Source organism: Thioalkalivibrio sp. HL-Eb18, from assembly GCF_000364985.1.
Taxonomy (GTDB): domain Bacteria; phylum Pseudomonadota; class Gammaproteobacteria; order Ectothiorhodospirales; family Ectothiorhodospiraceae; genus Thioalkalivibrio.
Window position 1 is genome coordinate 41080 of record NZ_KB822971.1, and the last position, 23531, is coordinate 64610.

General features: G+C 66.3%; 23 protein-coding genes. 14 read left to right on the plus strand and 9 right to left on the minus strand.

The genetic code is table 11. The features are described 5' to 3' along the window. The first annotated feature begins 1 nt into the window (after position 1). The 8 genes from F813_RS0109850 to F813_RS0109885 all read left to right on the plus strand — a co-directional run bounded on the left by F813_RS0109850 (position 2) and on the right by F813_RS0109885 (position 5684). Positions 2 to 1108 (plus strand): chemotaxis response regulator protein-glutamate methylesterase, encoded by a 1107-nt coding sequence (locus tag F813_RS0109850; protein WP_012982578.1) that lies wholly within the window; start codon positions 2 to 4, stop codon positions 1106 to 1108. Next, positions 1109 to 1852: a flagellar motor protein gene (locus F813_RS0109855; RefSeq protein WP_017926410.1), complete on the plus strand. Its 744-nt coding sequence runs from the start codon at positions 1109 to 1111 to the stop codon at positions 1850 to 1852. Between the two features lie 7 nt (positions 1853 to 1859). Then, the gene (gene motD / locus F813_RS0109860; RefSeq protein ID WP_017926411.1) at positions 1860 to 2777 is read left to right on the plus strand and encodes a flagellar motor protein MotD; all 918 of its coding nucleotides are present in this window, start codon (positions 1860 to 1862) and stop codon (positions 2775 to 2777) included. Next, entirely contained in the window at positions 2774 to 3580 is an 807-nt protein-coding gene (locus tag F813_RS0109865; protein WP_012982581.1) for a ParA family protein, read from the plus strand. The genes motD and F813_RS0109865 overlap by 4 nt, the downstream gene beginning before the upstream one ends. After that, a complete protein-coding gene (locus tag F813_RS0109870; RefSeq protein WP_012982582.1) occupies positions 3577 to 4308 on the plus strand; it encodes a chemotaxis protein CheW in 732 nt (243 codons plus the stop codon). Before F813_RS0109865 ends, F813_RS0109870 begins: the two co-directional genes overlap by 4 nt. Positions 4309 to 4392: 84 nt before the next feature. Beyond that, entirely contained in the window at positions 4393 to 4851 is a 459-nt protein-coding gene (locus F813_RS0109875; protein WP_017926412.1) for a chemotaxis protein CheW, read from the plus strand. A gap of 100 nt (positions 4852 to 4951) precedes the next feature. Then, entirely contained in the window at positions 4952 to 5170 is a 219-nt protein-coding gene (locus F813_RS0109880; RefSeq protein ID WP_017926413.1) for a hypothetical protein, read from the plus strand. 94 nt (positions 5171 to 5264) lie between these two features. Next, entirely contained in the window at positions 5265 to 5684 is a 420-nt protein-coding gene (locus F813_RS0109885; protein WP_017926414.1) for a DUF2802 domain-containing protein, read from the plus strand. An 18-nt stretch (positions 5685 to 5702) separates the two neighbouring features. Here F813_RS0109885 and F813_RS0109890 read toward each other — a convergent pair whose 3' ends face one another. Both F813_RS0109890 and F813_RS0109895 read right to left on the minus strand, forming a co-directional pair. After that, the gene (locus F813_RS0109890) at positions 5703 to 6062 is read right to left on the minus strand and encodes an EscU/YscU/HrcU family type III secretion system export apparatus switch protein (protein WP_012982586.1); all 360 of its coding nucleotides are present in this window, start codon (positions 6060 to 6062) and stop codon (positions 5703 to 5705) included. Positions 6063 to 6071: 9 nt separating this feature from the next. Beyond that, positions 6072 to 7307, minus strand: coding sequence for a flagellar hook-length control protein FliK (locus F813_RS0109895; protein WP_026148243.1), 1236 nt, complete (start codon positions 7305 to 7307; stop codon positions 6072 to 6074). Between the two features lie 224 nt (positions 7308 to 7531). On the opposite strand from F813_RS0109895, the gene F813_RS0109900 reads away from it, so the two are divergent. Beyond that, complete coding sequence (locus F813_RS0109900) at positions 7532 to 8026, plus strand: low molecular weight protein-tyrosine-phosphatase (RefSeq protein ID WP_012982588.1); 495 nt, start codon at positions 7532 to 7534, stop codon at positions 8024 to 8026. Between the two features lie 73 nt (positions 8027 to 8099). Here F813_RS0109900 and F813_RS0109905 read toward each other — a convergent pair whose 3' ends face one another. Continuing rightward, positions 8100 to 10916, minus strand: a complete 2817-nt coding sequence (locus F813_RS0109905; protein ID WP_017926416.1) for an Rne/Rng family ribonuclease — start codon at positions 10914 to 10916, stop codon at positions 8100 to 8102. Between the two features lie 432 nt (positions 10917 to 11348). Between F813_RS0109905 and F813_RS0109910 the strand changes: the two genes are divergently transcribed. From F813_RS0109910 to F813_RS0109920, 3 genes are read left to right on the plus strand one after another with little or no spacing between them, the layout of a single operon-like run. Next, the gene (locus F813_RS0109910) at positions 11349 to 12335 is read left to right on the plus strand and encodes an RluA family pseudouridine synthase (protein ID WP_017926417.1); all 987 of its coding nucleotides are present in this window, start codon (positions 11349 to 11351) and stop codon (positions 12333 to 12335) included. Further along, on the plus strand, positions 12332 to 13030 hold the full coding sequence (locus F813_RS0109915; protein WP_017926418.1) for an HAD family hydrolase: 699 nt from the start codon (positions 12332 to 12334) through the stop codon (positions 13028 to 13030). The genes F813_RS0109910 and F813_RS0109915 overlap by 4 nt, the downstream gene beginning before the upstream one ends. Positions 13031 to 13039: 9 nt before the next feature. Next, the gene (locus tag F813_RS0109920; protein WP_017926419.1) at positions 13040 to 14005 is read left to right on the plus strand and encodes a S49 family peptidase; all 966 of its coding nucleotides are present in this window, start codon (positions 13040 to 13042) and stop codon (positions 14003 to 14005) included. Positions 14006 to 14045: 40 nt separating this feature from the next. Here the strand turns inward: F813_RS0109920 and F813_RS0109925 are convergent, their stop codons facing one another. From F813_RS0109925 to F813_RS0109945, 5 genes are all read right to left on the minus strand, one after another. Then, the gene (locus tag F813_RS0109925; protein WP_017926420.1) at positions 14046 to 14711 is read right to left on the minus strand and encodes a CsiV family protein; all 666 of its coding nucleotides are present in this window, start codon (positions 14709 to 14711) and stop codon (positions 14046 to 14048) included. Next, positions 14712 to 18185, minus strand: coding sequence for a transcription-repair coupling factor (mfd, locus tag F813_RS0109930; RefSeq protein WP_017926421.1), 3474 nt, complete (start codon positions 18183 to 18185; stop codon positions 14712 to 14714). Between the two features lie 254 nt (positions 18186 to 18439). Next, positions 18440 to 19339, minus strand: a complete 900-nt coding sequence (locus tag F813_RS0109935; protein ID WP_017926422.1) for a carbon-nitrogen hydrolase — start codon at positions 19337 to 19339, stop codon at positions 18440 to 18442. A 6-nt stretch (positions 19340 to 19345) separates the two neighbouring features. Then, positions 19346 to 20416, minus strand: coding sequence for an agmatine/peptidylarginine deiminase (locus F813_RS0109940; RefSeq protein ID WP_012982596.1), 1071 nt, complete (start codon positions 20414 to 20416; stop codon positions 19346 to 19348). Then, entirely contained in the window at positions 20413 to 20811 is a 399-nt protein-coding gene (locus F813_RS0109945) for a hypothetical protein (protein WP_012982597.1), read from the minus strand. Before F813_RS0109945 ends, F813_RS0109940 begins: the two co-directional genes overlap by 4 nt. A gap of 91 nt (positions 20812 to 20902) precedes the next feature. Here F813_RS0109945 and F813_RS0109950 point away from each other — a divergent pair, with 91 nt between their 5' ends. Both F813_RS0109950 and F813_RS0109955 read left to right on the plus strand, forming a co-directional pair. Further along, on the plus strand, positions 20903 to 22153 hold the full coding sequence (locus F813_RS0109950) for a lipoprotein-releasing ABC transporter permease subunit (protein WP_012982598.1): 1251 nt from the start codon (positions 20903 to 20905) through the stop codon (positions 22151 to 22153). After that, positions 22146 to 22859, plus strand: a complete 714-nt coding sequence (locus tag F813_RS0109955) for an ABC transporter ATP-binding protein (protein ID WP_017926424.1) — start codon at positions 22146 to 22148, stop codon at positions 22857 to 22859. Before F813_RS0109950 ends, F813_RS0109955 begins: the two co-directional genes overlap by 8 nt. Positions 22860 to 22927: 68 nt before the next feature. Here the strand turns inward: F813_RS0109955 and F813_RS0109960 are convergent, their stop codons facing one another. Then, positions 22928 to 23491 carry a DUF2062 domain-containing protein gene (locus F813_RS0109960; protein ID WP_017926425.1) on the minus strand — a complete coding sequence of 188 codons (564 nt, stop codon included), beginning with the start codon at positions 23489 to 23491 and terminating at the stop codon, positions 22928 to 22930. Positions 23492 to 23531: the final 40 nt, after the last annotated feature.

Consider the following 23531-nt stretch of genomic DNA (forward strand, 5'->3'; position numbering starts at 1 on the left):
GATGCCGGTAAAGGTACTGGTGGTGGATGACTCCGGGTTTTTCCGCCGCCGCATCAGTGAAATTCTGGACGCCGACGCGGGGATCGAGGTCGTCGGCAGCGCGGAGAACGGCGAGGAGGCGATTCGCAAGGTCAAGGAACTGGACCCGGATGTCGTGACCATGGACATCGAGATGCCCGTAATGGACGGTATCACCGCGGTGCGCCGGATCATGGCCGAGAACCCTCGGCCGGTACTGATGTTCTCGAGTCTCACCACCGAGGGAGCCCAGGCGACCCTGGATGCGCTGGAGGCGGGGGCAGTCGATTTTCTGCCGAAACGCTTCAGTGACATCGCATCCGACGAGGACAGCGCACGTATGATGCTGCGCCGGCGGGTGCGCAGCCTTTCGCGCAGCCGGGCCCGTTCGGTCAGCCAGCCGGGGAGCGCACGTCCAGCGGTCGAGGCCCGCCCCTCTGCGCGTCGTGAAGAGTCCGATCGCAAGGCGGCCGAAGTACAGCGACAGGCACCGCCGGTCAGTCGGCCCGCCGTGCCGCTGCGGCAGGTCCGCGCGGTGCTGATTGGGACGTCCACCGGAGGCCCGGTGGCCTTGCAGGAGGTGCTCAAGGCCCTGCCGGCGAACTTCCCGCAGCCGATTCTGCTGATTCAACACATGCCTGCGAGCTTTACGCCGGCCTTTGCGGAGCGCCTGGACGCCATGTGCCAGATCCGGGTCAAGCAGGCACAAGACGGCGATGTCATGCGTCCCGGGGTGGCCCTGTTGGCCCCCGGCGGTATGCAAACCACGCTGGAGCGCGGCAGCCAGACAACGGTGCGCGTGACCGAGAGCCCGCTGGGCACGATCTACAAGCCCAGCGTGGATGCGGCGTTCAGCTCGGCGGTCGAGGCCTTGCGCGGACAGGTGCTGGCCGTGGTGCTGACCGGAATGGGCGCGGATGGCCGCGAAGGTGCGCGGGCGCTGAAGGGCGCCGGGGCACAGGTGTGGGCACAGGATGCGGCCACGTCGGTGGTGTATGGGATGCCGGCCGCAGTCGCGGAGGCCGGACTCGTGGACCATGTGTATCCGTTGCCGGATGTGGGCCCTGCACTGGTCAAGGGGTTTTGCTAGATGGATATCCTGAGCCTCATCGGGATCACCCTGGGGCTCGTCGCGGTGCTCGGGGGGAGTATCGCGAAGGGGAGTGGTCTGGGCGCGCTGTGGAACGCGGCCGCGTTCGTGATCGTGGTGCTGGGGACTCTTGGGGCCACCCTGGTGCAGGCGCGCATGGCGGTATTTCTCCACGGGATGCGCATTCTGCCCTGGGCGTTCAAGCCGCCGCGGATCGACAACGAGGCGATGCTGGCGCGCATCGTGGAGTGGTCCAACGTGGCGCGCAAGGAAGGGCTCCTGGGTCTGGAGACGCTGGCCGACGAGGAGAGCGACGAGTTCGCCCGTAAGGGGCTGCAACTGCTCGTGGACGGCTCCGAGCCGCAGACCATCCGCCAGATCCTGGAGGCGGATCTGGACAATCGCGAGCATTTCGATACCCAGGGCGCCAAGGTGTTCGAGAGCATGGGGGTCTACGCCCCGACGCTTGGCATTGTCGGCGCCGTAATGGGTTTGATGGCGGTCATGCAGAACCTGGCGGACCCCAGCAAGTTGGGGGCGGGGATTGCCGCGGCCTTCGTCGCCACGATCTACGGGATCGCGTCGGCAAACCTGCTGTTCCTGCCGGTGGCCAACAAGCTGAAATCGATCATCCAGAAGCGCTCGCAGCACCAGTTGATGTTGATGGAGGGTCTGATATCGATCGCTGAGGGCGAGAACCCCCGCAACATCGAAAGCAAGCTTAGCGGCTTCATCCACGAGTGAGGTCGCGATGGCCCGGCGAAAACGCCATGAAGAAGCGGAGAATCACGAGGCCTGGGCTATCCCGTATGGCGACCTGGTCACGCTGCTGCTGGCGTTTTTCGTCGTGATGTACGCGATCTCTTCGGTGGATGACGGGAAGTATCGTGTGCTGTCGGAGTCGCTGGTGGATGCCTTCCGCGCGCCGGCGCAGACTGACCCGATCCAGGTGGGCGAACCCACGGTGTCGCGTGAGCAATCCCTGGATGAGATGCGTGCGCTGGTGCCGATCGATGTGCAGCCCGGTATCGTCGAGGAGGGTGTAGCCCCGATCGACATGGCGTTTTCGGGCCTGCTCGACGACGCGGGCACGGATGACGAGCTGCAGGATTTCCTGGAGGCCCTGGCCGAGGTCGCCGAAGAGCTGGAAATGGCGATGGCCCCGCTGATCGAGGATGGTGATCTGCGGGTCAGCCGGGAGGCGTACTGGTTGGAGATCGAGATCACCAGCCGGCTGTTGTTCGGCAGTGGTTCGGCTACGCTGAATCCAGAGGCCCGGTCCCTGCTGGATGAGGTGGGGGCGATCCTGGCGCCGCGGGTGTCGCGGGTGCACGTGGAGGGCCATACGGACAATGTCCCGATCCAGACGGCGGTCTATCCTTCGAACTGGGAGCTTTCGTCGGGACGCGCCGCAGCCGTGGTAAGCGTGTTTGAAGACGCGGGCATCGAGCCGAAGAATCTGGTGGCCCTTGGATACGGTGAGCATCGCCCGGTCGCGAGCAATGACACCGAGCAAGGACGGGCGGAAAACCGGCGGGTCGCCATCGTGGTCCTGCCTGGCGCGCGCCCGCGTGAAGACGGGGCGCAGGAGCCCGAGCAATTGCGCGAGGACCTGCCGGTCTCGCTGGGGGCACCGACGATGGATGGGGACGAGGGGGATACCGAGTGAAGATCTGGGCGGTGGCCAACCAGAAGGGCGGGGTAGGCAAGACCACGACCACAGTCACCCTGAGTGGCCTGCTGTCGGGGCCGGAACAGCGCGTATTGATGGTCGACGTCGACCCGCATGGCTCGCTGACGGCCTATTTTGGCCACGATCCCGAGACGGCCACGCGGGGCGTATACGAGCTGTTCAGCCAGTGTGCAGAGGGGAAGCGCCCTGATCCGCGGGGGCTGATCCGCGAGACCCGCTTCCCGGGGCTGGACCTGCTGACGGCCAGCACGGCACTGGCCACGCTCGATCGGCAACTCGGTACGCGCAGCGGGATGGGCCTGGTGCTGCGCCAGGCGTTGGAGCAGGTCGCCGACCAGTACGACTACGTGCTGATGGACTGCCCGCCGATGCTGGGCGTGTTGATGGTCAATGCCCTGGCGGCCTGCGACGAGCTGCTGGTCCCGGTACAGACCGAGTTCCTTGCGCTCAAGGGGCTGGAACGAATGATCAATACCCTGAAAATGGTCCAGAAGTCGCGCAAGGCTGAACTGCAGTACCGGATTATTCCCACCCTGTTCGATCGGCGCACCCGCGCCGCGCACGAGGCGCTTGCCGAGCTGCGCCGACTATATGGGGATGAGGTCTGGCCCGGCGTGATTCCGGTCGATACCAAATTCCGCGATGCGTCGAGTGCTGGCCAGCCCCTGTGCTTCATGATTCCGGACGCCCGTGGGGTGCTGGCGTACTCGGACTTGCTGGAGGCAATTGGCGGTCAGCTTTCGCAGCCGCATGCCCGGGCCCGGAGGCAGAAGGGATGAACCATTCGCGTGATCACAACCTGGCGCTCAAGGCGGAACCCGAAGCCCTGCATGACTATTTCGGCAGCCTGCTGGACGAACCGGCGCCGGTCGCCCCGGCGCACCTGCTGCGCCCGGATATCCTCGAACCGAGACCAGCTCCCGCTGAACCGGAGCCTGCCGCCGTACCCGACGTCCCCGTGGTGGCCGAAGCGGTCGCGCCCCCGGCACCCCCGCGCACGATTGTCGAAAGTGAGGAGTATCCGCGTCCGTCCGAGCGATTCTCCGCGCTGGTGCTGGAGGCCGGGAATCTGACTCTGCTGGCGCCGCTAGCCTCGCTCGGCGGTGTTGCGCCGCTCGACGATCTGGAGGTGCGCCCCACGCCCAACCACTCTGTCTGGTATCTGGGCCTGGCGGACACCAAACAAGGGCGGGTGCAGTTGATTGATCTCGCGGCCGTGGTAACGCCCGAAGACAGGGAGTACGAGCCGGAGACGGCCCGCCACGTCGTGTTCCTGGCTGGGTCGCGCTTTGCGCTGGCCTGCCGCTCGATTCAGGGGACCCGTGTGATAGAGCCCCAGAATCTGCGCTGGCGCAGCCATCGCAAGCGCCTGCCCTGGCTGGCCGGGGTGGAGCGCGAACAGATGGCCACGTTGCTGGACCTGGAGGCCCTCGACCGGACCCTGGACCAGGGTAGCTGGGAAATGGGCGGTGCTCCGGACTCAAGCCGCGACGAGCGCGGCCGATAAAGTATTCAGGAACCGAACACCGGGCCCGCAACAGGGTTCGCGAGCGACGAGGAAGACATGAGCAGCGCACAAGACGTAGAAGCGATGGCCAAGGCCGATACGGCCCCGTATGTGACGTTCAGTCTCGCGGAGGAGACCTACGCGATTGACGTCCTGCAGGTGCAGGAGGTGCTGAAGGTCACCGAGATCGCGCCCGTGCCCGGTGTGCCGGATTATATCCTCGGCATCATCAACTTGCGGGGCAACGTCGTGACCGTGATCGACGCGCGCAGGCGCATGGGGCTGGACGATCGCGAGCCAGACGAAGCCTCGCGCATCGTGATCATCGATGTCGACAACCAGAATGTCGGCATCCTGGTGGACTCGGTCTCGGAGGTTGTAAGGATCTCGCTGGATTCGGTCGAGCCTGCTCCGGAAGTCGGGAACGACGACAGTTCGCGGTTCATCCAGGGGGTCACGAGCACGGAGCAGGGGCTGACGATCCTGGTTGACCTGAACAAGCTCCTTTCCGACGAGGAATGGGCGCAGCTGCGGGAGCTGTAGAAGGGCGGGACATTCGGCGATCAGGAACCGCCGTGCAGTAGTACGGATCAAACCGGTGGATGGTTCCCCGGAACACGGCAAGCGGAGGGGAGGTGGGACGATGGTGGATGAACTGCAGCCGGATCGAACGGTTCGCCCCGTGCAGCCGCCGGCCACGAACTCCACGGTTCGCCCGGTCCACACCACCGTGCCCGGGCGCACGCTCAGCGATGACCAGGATCGGGACCCGGTCCTGCGTCCGGCCATAAAGCCCGCACAGCAACGTTCCCCGCGTGATCGCAAGCGCCCTCGCAAGGGCCTGATCGACGATTACGCCTGATTGCCCGTTTCACGGGGCCGCTGGATCGCCCCGGCTGGTGTATCCGGGCATTTCACGCGACAATCGCCTCTGGACCGTTTGGAGTATTGGGCCGATGGGGGAAGGCATTGTGGTTTGGATTGTCGCGGCAATCGCTTTGGTGGCGACCGTCGTGGCAGTGCTGGCCGTTTCGCTCGTGCTGACCTTGCGGCGCCAGCTCGCAGCGTTGCGCCAGGACTATCAGCGCCAGGCCACCTCGGTGATGGCGCTGCAGGGCGCGATGAAGGTCATCTCCCAGGGGGTCGTCAATCACAGCCAGGCGCAGTCTGCGGTGCAGCGCGCGCTGGAGCGTCTCAATGACCAGCAAAGCGAGCTCCGGGCCCGCGACGCCGATGATGGCGCCTATCAGCAGGCGATCGAGCTGATCCGTCAGGGCCGCGAGCGGGAAGAGGTGCGCCGTATGTGCGGCTTGACCACGACCGAACTGGATCTTCTGTACAGCTTGCACGCCCCCGGCTCTGCGGGTCGTCGTTAGCGCCTTCTGTGTGTGCCTTCACTCGCCCGACGTTGAATCGTTGCGGCGGTATCCCTGTTCGCGGTCCTCGGGCGTGATCCCCGCAAGCACAAATATAAACGCCAGCACCTCGGCGACGGCGACATAAAGACTCTCCGGCACCTCTTCACCCAGCGGTACCTGCGCGAGTGCCTCGGTCAGGCCCGGGTCCTGGTGCAGGGGAATCCCATGTTCCTCGGCGATACGCAGGATCTGTTCGGCAGTGACACCACTGCCACTCGCGGTAATCCGCGGCGCCCGTTGCCGATCCCATTCCAGCGCTACCGCTTGCGGGCGGCGGGGACCGCGCGGCTCCACGTACGGCTCATCGTGCTCGTGAGGGGGGCGGCGCTTGCTCATCTCAAGCCTTCAGGCGCGTTCATCCAGGAGCCCGTCACGCAAGGTAAGGCTCGCCGGATCCTGTGGCTCCACCCGACCCTCACGCACCGAGAGTGATCCGACGATCAGGTCACGCCCGACCAGCCGCTGGTGGAGTTCCGGCGTGCCGGCGCGCAGGCGCTGGGCGGTTTCCGGGCGTTCTGCGGTGAAATGAACGGATACCCGGTCGTCGCGCAGCGCGAGGGCTACACGAGTGGGACCGAGCGCCTGCAAATCAAGATCCAGCACAAGGGTCCATCCCTCCGGGCGTTCGGGGGGGCGGCCGGCCTCGTGCTGCAGTTGGCCGGCCAGCGAGTGAAGCCCTTGCGGGCTGCGAAATGGCAGTTCGAAGAACCAGCGGGGATGCGACTCGTCGTCCCCCTGCGCGCTGGGTTGCAGTGAGTGCAGCTGCAGCGTGGTAATGCGCTTCAGCATCCCCTCGATGAGCCCGGCCAGTGCTCCCATGGGAGGCAGCCCCGCCGTAGTGGGCGCGGGTGGGGCCGTGGTTGTCGTCGCGGGTGTTGGCAGAGGGGCGCGGGTCTCGGCCGACTGGCGCAGGTGTTCGGCGACGCGCAGCAGCTGGGCCTTGAGGTCCTGAGTGGCTGTGCCAGAGGTATTGGTTCGTACTCCCTGGGCGAGCATGGCCTCCAGCCACAGGCCGGACTGCTGGATATGGCGATTCAGGCTATCGGGGCTGGTCAGGCGCACGGCAGGAGGTGTCAGTTCGATCAGGCGGTTCATCGCCGGTAGCAGTCGGGCTTCGCTCGCCGTGGGTGGCGTGCCGGCTGCTATGGCCGTGGCCAGGGTGTTCTGAATCGTTTGCATGCCACCGGCCAGCCCTCGCGCCCCCGGTATCTGGTGGCGCAACTCGCGCAACAGCCACTGCGAGGCGTCTTGCTGCCCCACCGTCGGAGTCGATGGTGAAGTCGGTGTCGAGGGCGTGGCCGGGCGGGTCGCCAGTGCGGTGCCAGGGGGCAGGGGTAACAGTCGCACTTCCAGGCGCGGCTCCGTGCGGATCACCTCGGCGAGGGCGAGGCGCGGACCGGACTGGTTGCCGGGTAGCAGTGCGTTGGGTAGTGGTGTCGCCAGTTGGGCATTGAAGGTGGGCGCGCGGGTGTCCACGCTTTGCGCGCCGGACGACGTCAGCGGGCGCAGTTGCACTCCCCGTTCGGCGAGCTGCCCGATGATCTGAACCTGCAACCGGGTGCCGGTCTCAAGCGTTGGCATCGCGCTCGCGCGCGGCCCTAACCGATCAAGGCCGCCTGCGGGCATTCCGGTTGGACGAGGGCCGGTAAAGTCGGGCATGGACACTCCGAGTCGCCGGGGAAGCGGCTGCCCGCACAGCAGGCACGCCACCAGCATCGCACACCGCGTCCGCCGCGCCTACGGGCGGGCATCGGAGCGGGGCTTTGCTATGCTGTGTGCCCATTTCGCGAACACATAAAGTAGGCATGCAAAAGATTCGAGTGCTGATGGTTTGTCTGGGCAATATCTGCCGCTCGCCCATGGCTCACGGTGTCTTCCAGGCTCGCGTGCGCGCGCATGGTCTGGAGTCCGCCATCGAGGTGGATTCGGCGGGTACGGCGGGTTATCACGTTGGGGCACGGCCGGACCCGCGCGCCCGCGAGGAAGCCCGTCGCCGAGGCTACGATCTCGATCAGTTGCGGGCACGGCAGCTGGAGGTCGAAGACTTCGAGACGTTCGACTACATCCTGACGATGGACGAGGCGAACTACGGCAATGCCCAGCAGATTCAGCCGGATGGCGCCCGCGCGCGGCTGCATCGTTTCCTGGAGTTCGCCCAGGACTATCCCGAGCGCGAAGTACCGGACCCGTACTATGGCGGGCCGGATGGCTTCGTTCATGTGATGGATCTGGTCGAGGCCGCCAGCGACGGCCTGCTGGACCATATCTGCCGGGAACACGCGCTGGAGCGCGTATCCTGAGGACCCCGGTCAGGCGACCGGGGCGTTCTCCCACTGGCCGATAACGTGTAAACGCGAGCGGCCGTTTTTCACCTCAATCGCGCGGCTTGTCGTCCGCGCTGCCCGAAGACGCAGACTCCGGTTCCGGCTTGCGGGCCGGCTTGTCGGCCGGTGGTGCCGAGTCCGGCTCCGATCGGGCAGTACCGCTGGCCTCGGCGGATGTGGCCTTCGAGGGCGCCGGCTTGGCATCACTTTTCTTGCCACGAGAAGGCTTCGACGCGGGGGTGTCATCCGCTTTGGCGGCTTCGGAAGGGCGATTCTCGGTGTGCGATCCGGAGTCGTTCTTGCCCTTGGCATCATCCGTTTTCGTGGACTGAGCGCTCGCCTTCGTCCGGCGTGCGCCGGATGAAGCCTTGGGGCTGTCTTCTGCCGCTTTATCGGCCTTTCCGGCCTCGCTGGAATGCTCCGCCGGGGCCTGAGCCTTGTCGCTGCCGGCCCCTTTCTCTTCCGGCGTCTTTGCGCTACTGCCATCGGTGGCCTGGCCGGAGTCCTTGTCGGCCGATTTCGGCTTCGCGGCCGGCTTGGACTCGCTGTCGCCTGACTGGCTATCGCCCTTGCCGGACTCCTTCACCGCCGGCTTCCTGGGGACGTCGCTATCCGGGGACGAGGAGCCGGACGGGTCGGCCTCCTTCGGGGCCCCGGCAGCATCCTGGTTTCCGGCATTGTCACCGCCCGAGCTGTCTTCACTGTTCGTGGAACGGCCACGGCCACCACGACGGCGCCCGCCACGGCGCGAACGGCGCGAACGGGTGCGGCCCTTGCTGCCATCGTCGTCGGACGTGGGCGGGCCGTTCCCGGACGGTGCCGCGGCTTCCTCGGACTTTGTGGTGGGCTCTTCCGCTTCCGCCTTCGGTTTTGCAGCCTTGGGTTCGGCGTCACGGGTCTTGGTGGCGGCGCCACCCGTGCCACCGCCACGCCGCCGCGAGCGGCCCTTGCCGCCCTCGTCGCCAGCGGCGCTGCCATCCGGGCGTGCCTCGCCTTTGCCTGATGGCTTGGCCGCCTCGCGGTTTTCCCCGCCGTCGTCACGCGCACCACGGCGTCGGCTGGAGCCACCCCCACGGCTGTTTCCGCCACCTCGGCTGGGGCGTTGTCCGCCTTTGCCGCGTTTGCGCCCCTCATCCTTCTCGTCGGCTTCCGGTTCCTGATTGCGGGCGGCATTGGGGAAGAGCGAGGACCAGATGCGGGTGAAGAACCCGGGTTGTTGCACGGGCTCGCTGGGTGCTTGCGGGGCGGGGGACTCGGCCATGGGTGCCGGGGCCTTGACCTTCACACCCTGGACCAGGGGCTTCTCTACCTTGCCGCGGCGTTCGCCGTGCGTGTCGGTATCCTCTTCGACGGGCTCCACCAGTTCATGCGATCCGCGGCCACTGACGACCTCTTCGCGTTCGTCGCCGCGCACGCGCTGGACCTCGAACTTCGGCGTCAGGTACTGCGGGTTCGGGACGATGCTGATGTCGACCCGATGACGTGCCTCGATCTCGTTGATCGATGCGCGTTTTTCGTTCAGCAGGAAGGTGCCGACATCGACGGGGACTTGCGCCAGGACAAGGCCGGTACGGTCTTTCATCGCCTCTTCTTCGATCAGGCGCAGGATCGACAGGGCGAGCGATTCGACGCTGCGGACCTGGCCATGCCCCTGACAGCGGGGGCAGGTGATCTGGCTGGACTCGCCGAGCGAGGAACGCAGGCGCTGGCGCGACATCTCGAGCAGCCCGAAACGGCTGATGCGGCCGACCTGAACGCGCGCGCGGTCGAGCTCCAGCGCCTCGCGCAGGCGGTTTTCCACCTCGCGCTGGTGCTTGTTGGCGTTCATGTCGATGAAGTCGATCACGATCAAACCGCCCAGATCCCGCACGCGCAACTGGCGCGCCACCTCTTCGGCGGCCTCCAGGTTGGTGTGGAAGGCGGTCTCCTCGATGTCGCCACCCTTGGTGGAGCGGGCGGAGTTCACGTCGATGGAGATCAGGGCCTCGGTATGGTCGATGACCAGTGCGCCGCCGGAGGGGAGCTGCACGTCGCGGTCGAAGGCGCTCTCGATCTGACTTTCGATCTGATAGCGATTGAATAGCGGGACGGGGTCGTCGTACTTCTTCAGCTTGCGCAGACTGTTGGGCATCACCAGTCGGACGAAATCCTCCGCCTGCTGATAGACGGCCTCGTCGTCGATGATCACCTCGCCGACGTCATTGCGCATGTGATCGCGCAGGGCGCGGATGATCACGTTGCTTTCCTGATGGATCAGCGCTGGGGCATTGGCCTTTTCCGCCGCCTCGGTGACCGCCGACCACAGGGCCGTCATGTAGTCGAGGTCCCACTGCAATTCTTCGGTACTGCGGCCCACGCCGGCGGTGCGGGCGATCACGCCCATGCCTTCGGGCATGGTCAGGCCGGACAGGGCCTCGCGCAGTTCCGCGCGATCCTCGCCCTCAATGCGCCGCGAGACGCCACCGGCCTTCGGATTGTTCGGCATCAGGACCAGGTAGCGCCCGGCCAGGCTGATATACGTGGTCAGGGCCGCACCCTTGTTGCCGCGTTCTTCCTTCTCCACCTGAACGAGCAGCTGAGTCCCTTCCTTTAGCAGCTCGCGGATGGGCTTGTCGCTGTCAGCCGGTGCACCGACGGCAGAGGGGGCAATTTCCTTGAACGGGAGAAAGCCGTGGCGCTCGGCGCCAAAATTAACAAACGCGGCTTCGAGGCTCGGCTCGACGCGGGTGATCTTGGCCTTGTAGATATTGGCCTTCTTGCGCTCGCGCGAGGGCAGTTCGATGTCGAGGTCGTACAGCCGCTGGCCGTCGACCATGGCCACGCGCAGCTCTTCGGGCTGCGTGGCATTGATCAGGATGCGTTTCATGCAATGGACTCGGTCGGTCGTCCTGTACGTCGGTCACAAGCCCGGGGCCACGCGGTGCGGAACGGAGGCGGCACGTCGACGTTTCGAGACGCATGCCCGCTATGGCGGCGCGAAGGGGAATCCAACGCGCCAGCCAGGTGTTCACCAATAGCCACGGGACCAGCCGCCCGCGGGATGCGGGGCCGGGGAGACAGGACTGGGTTAGAAGAAATAGTGTCACAGGTTCGCTTTTGGGCGATGGCCGTCTGGTCGCACGAAGACGCACAGCGCAGGACCAGATCGGCGGGTAATTCGAGGCGCCCGGGCGCAATGTCCGCCAGCAGGTACCGTGCGCCAATGTAGGGCATAACCCCCCGTTTGGGCAAGTTTTTTCGTCGCGTCAATGTCAGGGAACATGGTTCGGACGGCGCGCCTGCGGTAGCATCGCGCCGGATGAAAGGACGCCCCCAACAGTCGCAGTCTCCCTCCGGGCCACGCACGCTCTCGGTCACCGAGCGCGGGGATGGTCAGCGTCTGGACAACTTCCTCCTGCGCGAGCTCAAGGGAGTTCCCAAAAGCCTGGTCTACCGTCTGGTGCGCAAGGGGGCGGTCCGGGTCGACGGGCGGCGCGCCAAGGTGACCCAGCGGCTGAGCCTCGGCTCGGAGGTGCGCGTGCCGGACCTCGACCGACCCGAGGCCGTTGACCGGGACATCCCCCCGGGGGTCCTGGACCGTCTGCGGCGCTCCATCTTGCATGAAGACGACCAGGTCCTGGTCCTCGACAAGCCCTCGGGCCTTGCGGTGCATGGCGGCAGCGGACTGGCCTTTGGGATTATCGAGGCGATGCGCCAGCTGCGTCCCGGTTCCGAGCTTGAGCTGGGGCATCGGCTGGATCGCGAGACCAGTGGCTGTCTGCTGCTTGCCAAGAGCCGCTCGGGGTTGCAGGACTTCCACGCGGCCCTGCGCGAGGGGCGCGTGGAGAAGCGCTATCTGGCGCTGCAGGTGGGGGCGTTCCCCAGCGACCAGCCCATTGTGTGCGACGAGCCGATTGCCTCCAGTCGGGGGCCGGACGGCAAGCGCCGCATGCGGGCGGGGGAGGATGCCGACCCCGAGAGCGCGCGCTCGGCGATCAGCCAGTTCGTCCCGCTGGAACGTTATGGATCCTTCCAGCTGGCCGAGGTACGGATCGGTACCGGTCGGACCCACCAGATCCGTGTGCACGGCCAGGCCATCGGTCATCCCGTCGGGGGCGATCACGACTACGGGCTGCCCGATGCGAACCGTGTCCTGCGCCGGGCAGGCCTGAAGCGCCTGTTTCTGCATGCCCAGGCGCTTCAGTACGAGGATTCGGCGGGCGAGTCGCACGTGTACTCCGCGCCGCTTCCGGACGACTTGCAGTCGGTCCTCGACGCGCTCGCGAGCCCCGAAGCGTCCGAATGAAGCCATTGCTTCCACCGGAAGGCGGTGCCCTGCGCCTGGTCGTCTTCGACTGGGACGGGACGCTGATGGACTCGCCGCAGCGGATCGTTCACTGTCTGCAGCGGGCCTGCGCGGCACTGGGTCGCGAGGCACCCGCCGAAAGTGCCTTGCGCGATATTATTGGCCTGGGTGTGGAGGCCGCAGTGCAAAGGCTGTTCCCGGGTGCCGATACAGCGTTCGTCGGGGCGTTCGCCACCGCTTACCGCCAGTGCTATCTGGGCGCCACGGATGCCCCCGAGACGCCGCTGTTTCCGCATGTCGAGCCCTTGCTCGACTGGCTGGACGAACGTGGTGTGTTGCTGGGGGTGGCGACCGGCAAGTCTCGGGCAGGGCTCGATCAGGCACTGGAGGCTACCGGCCTCAAGGGACGTTTTGTCGCGACGGCCTGCGGGGACGAGCATCCGTCGAAGCCCAGCCCGGTGATGCTCGAGCGTGTGATAGCGCGCTGCGGGGTGGAACGCTCCCGGGCGCGGATGGTCGGTGATAGCGTTTATGATCTGCAGATGGCGCGCGCCGCCGGCGTTGCGTCGCTGGCGGTGGCGCATGGGGTCCACGATCACCGCCGGCTGATCGACGAACGCCCGCTGGCCGTGGCCCGCGACCTGAAGGACCTGCTGGATCGCCTGCGGCAATCGGAGCCGCTTCCCGAGGACTGAGGACAAACGATGGGTTGGTCGAACGAAAGCAAGCCGGGCTGGGAGCGCGAGACGCTGGAGCGCCTGGTTCAGGCCCAGGTGGTGGAGCAGCGCCGTGCCCGGCGTTGGGGCATCTTCTTCAAGCTGTTGTTGTTCATCTACCTGTTCGCCCTGCTGGTCCTGGTGCGGGGCGGTGACATGGGCCTGTCTGGCTGGTTCGAGGACGACCGCGAGCTCGAGGAGCACGTGGCCGTTGTCGAGGTCGACGGACTGATCGCGTCGAGCGCGCGAGCCAACGCGGAAGAGCTCAACAAGACACTGAAACGGGCCTTCGAGGCGGATGGGACCCGAGCCGTGATGTTGCGCATCAACAGCGGAGGCGGGAGTCCGGTCCAGGCCGCCGCGATCCATGACGAGATTCTGCGGCTGAAGGATGAACACGAGGATATCCCGGTCTACGCGGTGATTACCGATATCGGGGCCTCGGCCGCCTACTACATCGCCGTGGCGGCAGACGAAATCTACGCCAGCCAGGCCAGCATGGTGGGCTCGATTGGAGTGCGTCTGGACAGCTTCGGCGTGGTGGATCTGCTGGACAATATCGGTGTCGAACGCCGGCTGTTTACCTCCGGGGATAACAAGGCGCTGCTGGATCCCTTTCTGCCGCTCGACGAGGGTCACGTCAGCCATATCCATGACCTGATGGACGGGCTGCACCAGCAGTTCGTCGATGTGGTCCGCCAGGGGCGCGGGGACCGTCTGGACGAAAACGAGGAGCTGTTCGACGGGCTGATCTGGACCGGACAACGCTCGGTCGACCTGGGCCTGATCGATGGTCTGGGGACCGATCAGTCGGTCGCGCGGGACGTGATCGGTGTCGAGAAGATGGTGACCTTCAAGCCACGCCGCAGTGCCCTGCAACTGTTGTTCGAAGACCTGGGCATGTCGGCCCTGCAGAGCTGGCTGGCGATGGAGACCAAGCCCAACTGGCGCTGAACCGGAAAGAGGGCGGGGTGCTGGCCTGTTCCAGCCCGGGCTAGCGGTCCAGCCGCGTCACGCGGGCGATGATCCCGACGACCGGGTGGTCGAGGTAGAACAGCTGGCTGCCGGAGTTCATGCGCTGGTGGCCGCGCACGGTCACCCCGAGCGGTTCGGGCCCGTCACGGTCGATGTGGTAGACGAGGTCGGTCTCCAGATGGAGGAAACGCCCGACCCATACCCGTAGCCGGCCCTCCAGTTCGTAGCGGTCTTCGTCCGCCACGATCGGCTGGGCGGCGGCGGTGGTGGTGTCGCCGAACACGGCCTGACGCACCCCGAGGCGGCGACCCTGCTGCACCTTGAGCCAGGGCGTGGCGCTGTGGTCGCGGCCCAGCTGGTCCCAGGCCAGACGTGCGATCACGCGACCGGCGCCGGAGTCCTCGACCCGACTCGCCGCCCGCTGCAACTCGAATCCGCGTCGGGAATCCTGGTAGATGCGTCCCCCCAGCTCTGATCCCGCCAGGTTGGGTTCGCGCACGGAGGCGATCTCTTCCTGCAGGCGCCGGCTCTCCGCGGTCGTGTGTTCGAAGATGACCAGCTCGATGCGGTAGCGCCGGCCGACCTGGGCCGTGGCGGTCGTCCCGACCCCGAGAAGCGGCAGGAGGGCGAGGCCGCTGACGAGCCTGCGGCGGTTCGGGTTCGGGCGATCGGCTTTGGCGTGCATTCAGGCGGCCTGTCGTTTCGGGCTGATGGTATGGATCAGACGCTGGACGGCCTGCGAGCGGGCTTCCAGGGTCTCCATTTCGGCATAAAAGCGGAAAGCCTTCTGGCCGTCCAGTTTGTAGGCATTCGGGTCGGATTGCACCAGTTCGATCAGGGCGGCGATATCGATTTCGGGATTGGGTCCAAAAACGAAGCGCCCGCCGGCTGGGCCCAGTTCCAGCTTGCGGATGCCCAGGGGCGTCAGCTTGAGTCGCAGACGGGCGGCCTCGAACAGGGCCTTCGCCGGATCGGGCAGCAGGCCGAAACGATCCACCAGTTCCACCTCCAGCTCGCGCAGTGCATCACTGTTCTCGGCGCTGCTGACGCGCTTGTAAAGGATCAGGCGCGTGTGCACATCGGGCACGTAGGCATCTGGCAGCAGGGCGGGCAGGCCCAGTTCGACCTCCGTTCCGGGGGTCTCCGGGGTGTCCAGTTCGGGCATCTTGCCGGAGCGCAGGGCATTGACCGCGCGGTTGAGCAAGTCGTTGTACATCGAGAAGCCGACTTCCTGGATCTGGCCGCTTTGTTCGTCGCCCAACAACTCGCCGGCGCCCCGGATCTCCAGGTCGTGGCTGGCGAGGGTGAAGCCCACACCGAGGTCTTCCAGCGAGGCAATTGCCTCCAGACGCTTGCGCGCGTCCGCCGACATGGCCTTCTCCGGCGGCGTGATCAGGTAGGCGTACGCCCGGTGGTGGGAGCGCCCGACGCGGCCGCGCAGCTGGTGCATCTGGGCGAGGCCCAGCTTGTCCGCGCGATTCATCACGATGGTATTCGCGGTGGGTACGTCGATACCGGTCTCGATGATGGTGGAGCAGACCAGGATGTTGTAGCGCCGGTGGTAGAAGTCGAGCATTACCTGCTCGAGTTCGCGCTCGCGCATCTGGCCGTGGGCGATGCCGATGCGGGCGCCCGGCAGCAGCGCACGGATCTGCTCTGCCATGCGTTCGATGGTGTTGACCTCGTTGTGCACGAAGTACACCTGGCCGCCGCGGCGGATCTCGCGCAGGCAGGCCTCCTGGATGATCGCGTCGTTCCACTCGTTGACGAAGGTCTTGATCGCCAGGCGTTCACGCGGCGGGGTCGTGATCACCGAGAGGTCGCGCAGCCCGGACAGGGCCATGTTGAGCGTGCGCGGGATCGGGGTCGCGGTCATGGTCAGCATGTCGACCTCGGCGCGCAGTCTCTTCAGTGCCTCCTTGTGGCGTACGCCAAAGCGCTGTTCCTCGTCCACGATCACGAGCCCGAGATTGGAGAAATCCAGGTCCGACTGCAGCAGCTTGTGCGTGCCGATGACGATGTCGACCTTGCCTTCCTTCAGCCCTTCCAGCACGGCGGCCTGCTGCTTGGCGCTGCGAAAACGCGACAGCGACTCGATGCGCACCGGCCAGTCGGCGAAGCGGTCGCTGAAGTTCTGGTGGTGCTGCTGAGCGAGCAGGGTGGTCGGGACCAGAACGGCCACCTGGCGATTGTTCTGGACGGCGACAAACGCGGCGCGCATCGCGACCTCGGTCTTGCCGAACCCGACATCGCCGCAGATGACACGATCCATGGGCCGGGTGTCGGCCATGTCGGTCAGTACCGCGTCGATCGCCTGGAGCTGGTCGGCGGTTTCCTCGAACGGGAAAGCAGCGGCAAAGGCGTGATACTCGGGGGTCTCGGTCGCGAATGCCGTGCCCTGCTTGGCCGCGCGCCGGGCATGGACCTCCAGCAGTTCGGCGGCGACGTCGCGCGCCTTTTCGGCGGCCTTGCGGCGGGCGCGGTTCCACTGCTCGCTGCCCAGCCGGTGGAGCGGGGCGTGTTCCGCGTCGGCGCCGGTATAGCGGCTGATCAGGTGCAGCGAGGAGACCGGGACATAGAGCTTGGCTCCGTCGGCGTATTCCAGCGTCAGGAACTCTGACGGCTGGCCACTGAAATCCAGCGTCTGGAGGCCCAGGTAGCGGCCCACGCCCTGTTCTTCGTGGACGACCGGGGCCCCGATTGTCAGGTCGCTGAGGTTCTGGATGACGGCGTCGGCATCGCGGGTGGGGCGGCTGCGTCGGCGGGATTGCCGCGCGCGTTCGCCGAGGATCGCGGACTCCGGCACGAGCACGATCCCGTCCGGCAGCCGGAACCCCTCGCTCAGCGCACCGACGGTCACGCTCAGGCCGGGCTCGCCCTCCAGGAAAGCCTCCCAGTCTTCGACCGCGTGATGCGGGATATCCTGCTCGCGCAGCAGGGTCAGCAGGGCCTCGCGCCGTCCGGCGGACTCGGCGGTGAGCAGGACTCGCTCCTGTTCCCCGACAAAGTGCTTCAGGCGCTCGGCAGGGGCATCCTTGCCGTGCTCCATTCCCAGCTCGGGGAGGGGCGCGCAGGTGAAGGGCACGGCCTTGCCGCGATCTGCCGGCAGCGGCTGCGGCGGCTCCCCACCCAGGGCTATGCCGGCGCGGGCACGCAGGGCCTCGTTCAGGGCCGACTCGTCGAGATAGAGGCGCTCCGGCGGCAGCAGGGGCCGTTCCACCTGGTGCCCCAGCTGTTCGAAGCGGTCGGCGATCTCGCGCGCATACTCCTGCGCGGCGCCGGCGATATTGCCGACCTGCACCACCCGGGCGCGGGGGGCGTAGTCGAACACGCTGTCCATGCCCTCGAAGAACAGGGGCAGGTAGGCCTCGATGCCCGGGGGCACCAGGCCTTCGCTGATGTCCCGGTAGATCGGGTGGCGGCTGGGGTCGCCGCTGAACTGCTCGCGGTAGCGGGTGCGGAACGCGCGGATGGAGTCCTCGTTCAGCGGGAACTCGTGGCTGGGCAGGATCTCGACGCGCTCGACCTTTTCCGTGGAACGCTGGGTCTCCGGGTCAAAATGGCGCAGTGAGTCGATCTCGTCGTCGAGAAACTCGATGCGCACCGGTTGTTCGGCCCCCATCGGGAACAGGTCCAGGATCTCCCCGCGTGCGGCAAACTCGCCGTGGCTGATGACCTGGTTGACCGCGCTGTAGCCCGCCTCGGTCAGGCGCTCCCGCAGTTGCATACGGTCCAGGCGCTGGCCACTGCGCAGCGAGAGGCCCTGGGTGGTCAGCCAGTCGCGCGGGGGCAGGCGCTGCATCAGCGTGGAGACCGGGATCAGGATGATCCCGCGCTCCAGCGAGGGGAGGTGATACAGCGTACGCAGTCGTTCGGAGATGATGTCCTCGTGCGGCGAGAAGACATCAAACGGCAGGGTCTCCCAGTCGGGGAGACGCATGACCGGCAGGTCGAGCCCGGCACCGAAAAACTCCCACTCCTCTTGCCAGCGGTCCGCGGCCTCGTTCGACTCGACGACGACCAGCAATGGCCACTGCGCCGATGCGGCGGCGCGTGCGAGTGCCAGTGGAGCGGCCGAGGCATTGAGCCCCGACCAGATCTCGAAGCCGTCGCCGGGAAAGCGACCGGGTTTTAGCGGGTTGCGCGGCTGTTCGGACATGCAGTGTCGACGATCCGGGAAAACGGGCCGGCATTATACGGATTCAGTCCCGGTCGCGGCGGAACCCCGCCGGGAAGGCGCTGAATTAGGGAAGCGCTGAATAAAGCCATCTGACTTTTTCAGCGCACGCGGCGCTACAAACGCGGTTTGCAGCTTGCTTCGGGAGTCAACCACCTGCGCTAGCCGATTCCGGCGGCACGTCCCTGTGCCGGAACGAAACGCTGATCAATCGGCGGTTCCATGGCTGATGGTCGTCAGTCCGCGCGGTCGATGTAGCGCTTGAGGATCGGGCCGTAGGCGTCGATGCGCCGGTCACGCAGGAAGGGCCACATGCGGCGGACCGTCTCGGTGCGGCCCAGATCGAGGGTGGCACGGAGGATCTCGGGCTGACCCTCGCCCGCCTGCGCCAGAAACTCGCCCTGAGGGCCCGCAACGAAGCTGGTGCCCCAGAATCGGGCCCCTGGACTGGTCTCTGACGGATCCGCTTCGTGCCCGGTTCGATTGCAGGCGAGGACCGGCAGGTTGTTCGCGACCGCGTGGCCGCGCTGGACGGTGATCCAGGCCTCGCGCTGGCGGGTCTGCTCGTCCGCCTCGTCGCGCGGGTCCCAGCCAATGGCGGTCGGGTAGATCAGGCACTGGGCCCCGGACAGGGCCATGATGCGCGCGGCCTCCGGATACCACTGGTCCCAGCAGACCAGCACGCCCAGCCGGCCGACCGAGGTGTCGATCGGGGCGAACCCGGTATCACCCGGGGTGAAGTAATACTTCTCGTAATAGCCGGGGTCGTCCGGGATGTGCATCTTGCGGTACAGGCCGGCCGGGTGGCCATCGGCTTCGAAGACGACCGCGGTGTTGTGGTACACGCCGGCGGCGCGGCGCTCGAATAGCGAGGTGACGAGCACTACGCCGTTGTCGCGGGCGATCTGTCCCAGGCGCTTGGTGGACGGGCCGGGGATGGACTCGGCCCGGTCGAAGAGGTCCGGGTCCTCGGTCTGGCAGAAGTAAGGGCCGGTGTGCAGCTCGGCCAGAACGACCAGGCGCGCCCCGCCCGTCGCGGCATCGGCCACGGCCTGTGCGGTCGCGTCCAGGTTGGCCGCGACGCTCCCGGCGTCGCGGTGCTGGATCAAGGCCACGGGAAGGGTATCGGTCGTCATCGCAGATCAGTCTTCCGGGATGCCAAGGGCGCCTTTGGGATACTGCATGGTCAGGCAATGCAGGCTGCCACCCTGCCGGATGATGGCCCGGCAGTCGATTTCCACGATCTCGCGCCCCGGAAAGGCCTCGGTCAGACGGTCAAGTGCGATGGCATCGGCGGGATCGTCGTAGGCCGGCATCAGGACCGCATCGTTGAGGATCAGGAAGTTCGCGTAAGTCGCCGGCAGGCGCTGGCCATCGGGGCCGTGTTGCGGGCGAGGCCAGGGCAGGGGAATCAGCCGGTAGGGTACGCCGGAGGCCTGACGCAGCGAGCGCAGCTCCTCCTCCATGGCCGCCAGTTCGCCGTGGTGCGGATCGTCGGGGTCGTCGCACTGGACATAGGCGATCGTGTCCGGGCTGCAGAAGCGGGCGAGGGTGTCGATGTGGCTGTCGGTGTCGTCCCCTTCAAGGTGGCCATGTTCCAGCCAAAGGACTCGTTGCGCACCCAGGTGCTCGTGCAGACGGCGCTCGATCGCGGCCTTGTCCAGGTCCGGGTTGCGTGTGGGCTGCAGCAGGCATTGAGCGGTGGTCAGGAGGGTGCCGTCGCCGTCGGACTCGATGCTGCCGCCCTCCAGCACCATTGCGATGGGCTCCGGCACGTTCGGGCCGAAGACACCCTGCTGGGCCAGGGTGGTGGTGATCGCGTTGTCATGCTCCGCAGGGAATTTCCCGCCCCACCCGTTGAAGGTGAAATCGAGCAGGCGGGGCTGCGGCCCTTCCAGTACGGTGATCGGCCCATGGTCGCGAGCCCATGTGTCGTCGGAGTCGGCCAGCGCGAACCACAGACGGTCGTTGCGGATGGCGGCCTCGACCAGAAATCCGGAGATCTCTTCGATGTGTTCCGGGTCGCGGGCGACGATCACCACCGGCTCGAAACGGCTGATCGCAGCCGCGAGGGTGGCAAAGACAGGGTGGACCTGGTCGAGTTCTCCGGCCCAGTCGGTACCGCTATGCGGCCAGGTGAGCTGAACACCGGCCTGCGGTTCCCACTCTGCTGGTAGACGCCGGGTATTGGGGGAAGGTGTGCCGCCCGTCACGGCCGACGCGGGGTCTGGTCGCCGTGCACGATGCTGTGCAACACGTATTCGCCCTCGAACACGACCGAGAAATCACTGTAGTCCCAGCGAGTGATCGGCGGATCACCGACCGTGGGGTGGCGCTGGTTCGGCTCGCCATGACGACTGCGTACCCCGGATTGGCTCTGGCCACGGGCCGGGAGCCCTTCACGGGTTTGAACTTCGAAGTCTCCGCCTGTGCCCCGCAGGATCTCGGCCTGCGCATCGTTGACGGGCAATGAGGCCAGTCCCGTGGTCGTGGCCAGAACCGCGGCGGCCGCGACGGCGAGAAGGCCGCGCGGGCGGGTGAGCGTTGGCTTTGCATGATTCCCTTGCATGAGACGAATCTCCGATGGCTCGCGGACGATAAGGCACATGGTAGCGTCATCCTGTTGGCTGTGCCTCCCATGGTGAACGTCTGTGCCATCGGGGATAGGCGCGCCCGTGTAACTCTGGCATGATTTCTCGATGTTCCGCCCGCTCCCGCTCGCCATTGGTCTGCGCTATACGCGCGCCAAGCGGCGTAATCACTTCATCTCGTTTATCTCGGTCGTCTCGATCCTCGGCCTGGTGCTGGGCGTGATGGCACTGATCACCGTGCTCTCGGTGATGAACGGCTTCGAACGGGAGCTGCGTGACCGCATCCTGGGTATGGCGTCGCACGCGACCATCCAGGACGTGAATGGCGGTCTGCGCAACTGGGAGTCACTGAAGGAGCAGGTCGAGACGATCGACGAACGGGTGCTGGCGGTCGCGCCGTATGTGCAGGGCGAGGCGATGCTCAGTGCGACCGGGAACATCTCCGGTGCGCTGATCCGCGGGGTAGATCCGGAGGCCGAGGAACGCGTGGCGCGGATCGGCGAACACATGACCCAGGGCCGGCTCGGGCAACTCGAACCCGGTGCCTACCGAATTGTGCTGGGCCGCGAGCTGGCAGCAGAACTGCGGGTGCGCGTGGGTGACTCGCTGATCCTGATGGCGCCACAGGCCTCGGTCTCGCCAGCGGGTGTAATGCCGCGCATGCGACGATTCGAGGTGGCGGGAATCTTCGAGGTCGGGATGTACGAATACGACCGCGGGACGGCCTTCATTCACCTGCAGGACGCCCAGGCGGTCTTCCAGACGGGCGAGAGCGTCACCGGCCTGCGCCTGCGCCTGACGGACATGATGCGGGCGGGTGTGGTCTCGCGGGAGGTGGCCAGTCAGCTCGACGGGTTGTTCCGGGTGTCCGACTGGACGCGCCAGCACGCCAACCTGTTTCGGGCGATCCAGATCGAGAAGATGGTGATGTTCATCATCCTGTCCCTCATTGTCGCGGTAGCGGCTTTCAATATCGTTTCCACGCTGATCATGCTGGTGACCGACAAGCAGGGGGACATCGCGATACTGCGAACCCTTGGGCTGTCCCCCTCGGGGGTCATGCTGGTGTTCGTGGTCCAGGGGGTCGTGATCGGCGCGATCGGCATCTTGCTAGGCTCGGTCGCCGGCGTCGCGCTGGCGCTCAATATCGACGTCGTGGTGCCCTTTATCGAACGCGCAATGGGCATCGAGTTTCTCGCGGCAGATGTCTATTACATCAGTGACTTGCCATCGGAACTGAAAGCATCCGATGTCTTTCGGGTGGGCGGGATTGCGTTCTTGCTGACCGTCGTAGCGACGCTGTTCCCGGCCTGGCGTGCGGCCCGTACGCAGCCGGCGGAGGCCCTGCGCCATGACTGAGACAGTGCCCGTACTGGAGGCCGTGGGGGTGGAACGGCGTTTCCGCGATGGCAAATTGGATGTGGCCGTGCTGCAGGGGGTCGATTTTCGCCTGGAGCGGGGCGACCAGACGGCGATCATCGGTGCCTCGGGTTCCGGCAAGAGTACGCTGCTGCATTTGCTCGGGGGACTGGATCGCCCCACGGCGGGCGAGGTTCGGCTGCTGGGGCAGGAGTGGTCGCGCATGGGCGAGGCGCGCCGGGGGCGCATGCGCAACCAGCACCTGGGTTTCGTCTATCAGTTCCACCACCTGTTGCCCGAACTGACGGCGGGCGAGAATGTTGCGCTGCCTCTGCTGATCCGGGGGATCTCCAGCCGACGGGCGCGGCTGGAGGCAGAGCACTGGCTCGGGCAGGTCGACCTCGGGCACCGTGTTGCGCACAAGCCGGCCGAACTGTCGGGGGGCGAGCGCCAGCGTGTGGCGATTGCGCGAGCGCTCGTGACCCGGCCGTCCGCGATCCTGGCGGACGAGCCCACCGGGAATCTGGATCAGGAGCGTGCCCAGCATGTGTTCGCGCTGCTGCGCGAGATGAACCGTTCCACCGGTACCGCGCTGGCACTGGTGACGCATGACATCACCCTGGCGCGCGAACTGGATCGGTCGGTACAGCTGGTCAAGGGGCACCTGGAGCGCGAGCACTTCCACGGCCAGCTGGCCGACGACTGATCCGTACGCTCCGGAAGGGCCGAGTAAAGCCTTGCGAACTTGCAGTCAGCTGTGTCGTGCGCTGATGCTCAGTTCGAATCGTCTTCTTCCGCCTTTTCCCTTTCCCGCTCCTGGCGCAACCGCCGCAACGCACGACGGGTTCGCAGGCGCTGCACGACGTTCACCCGCCACAGCACACGCACCAGTAGATATCCGGAGAGGCTGGCCAGCATCGCGAAGAGCAGACTGCCGAGCAGTAGCGGTTGCCAGATGGTCAGCAGCTCGGTGCTGAACCATTCCCAGCTCCACTCCAGATGGACATCACGGGGCGCTTCCCCCAGCAGCTTGCGGCCGACGGTATAGGCCATATACAACATGGGGGGCATGGTGATCGGGTTGGAGATCCAGACCAGGATCACCGAGATGGGCAGGTTGACGCGCACAATCAGCGCGACGATCGCCGCGACCAGCATCTGCATAGGGATTGGCAGGAAGGTCACGAACAGCCCAACGGCAAACGCACCAGCCACGGAGCGGCGGTTCAGATGCCACAGATCCGGAGACCGCAGGCGCGGCCCCAGTGGGGAGAGTGCGCGATGGCCGCGCACGCCCTCCATGCCGGGGAACAGCCTTCTGATGATGTGCTTCGCCATGTCTCGGGGTATCTGTCGGACTCTCGCAGGCCCAATCCTG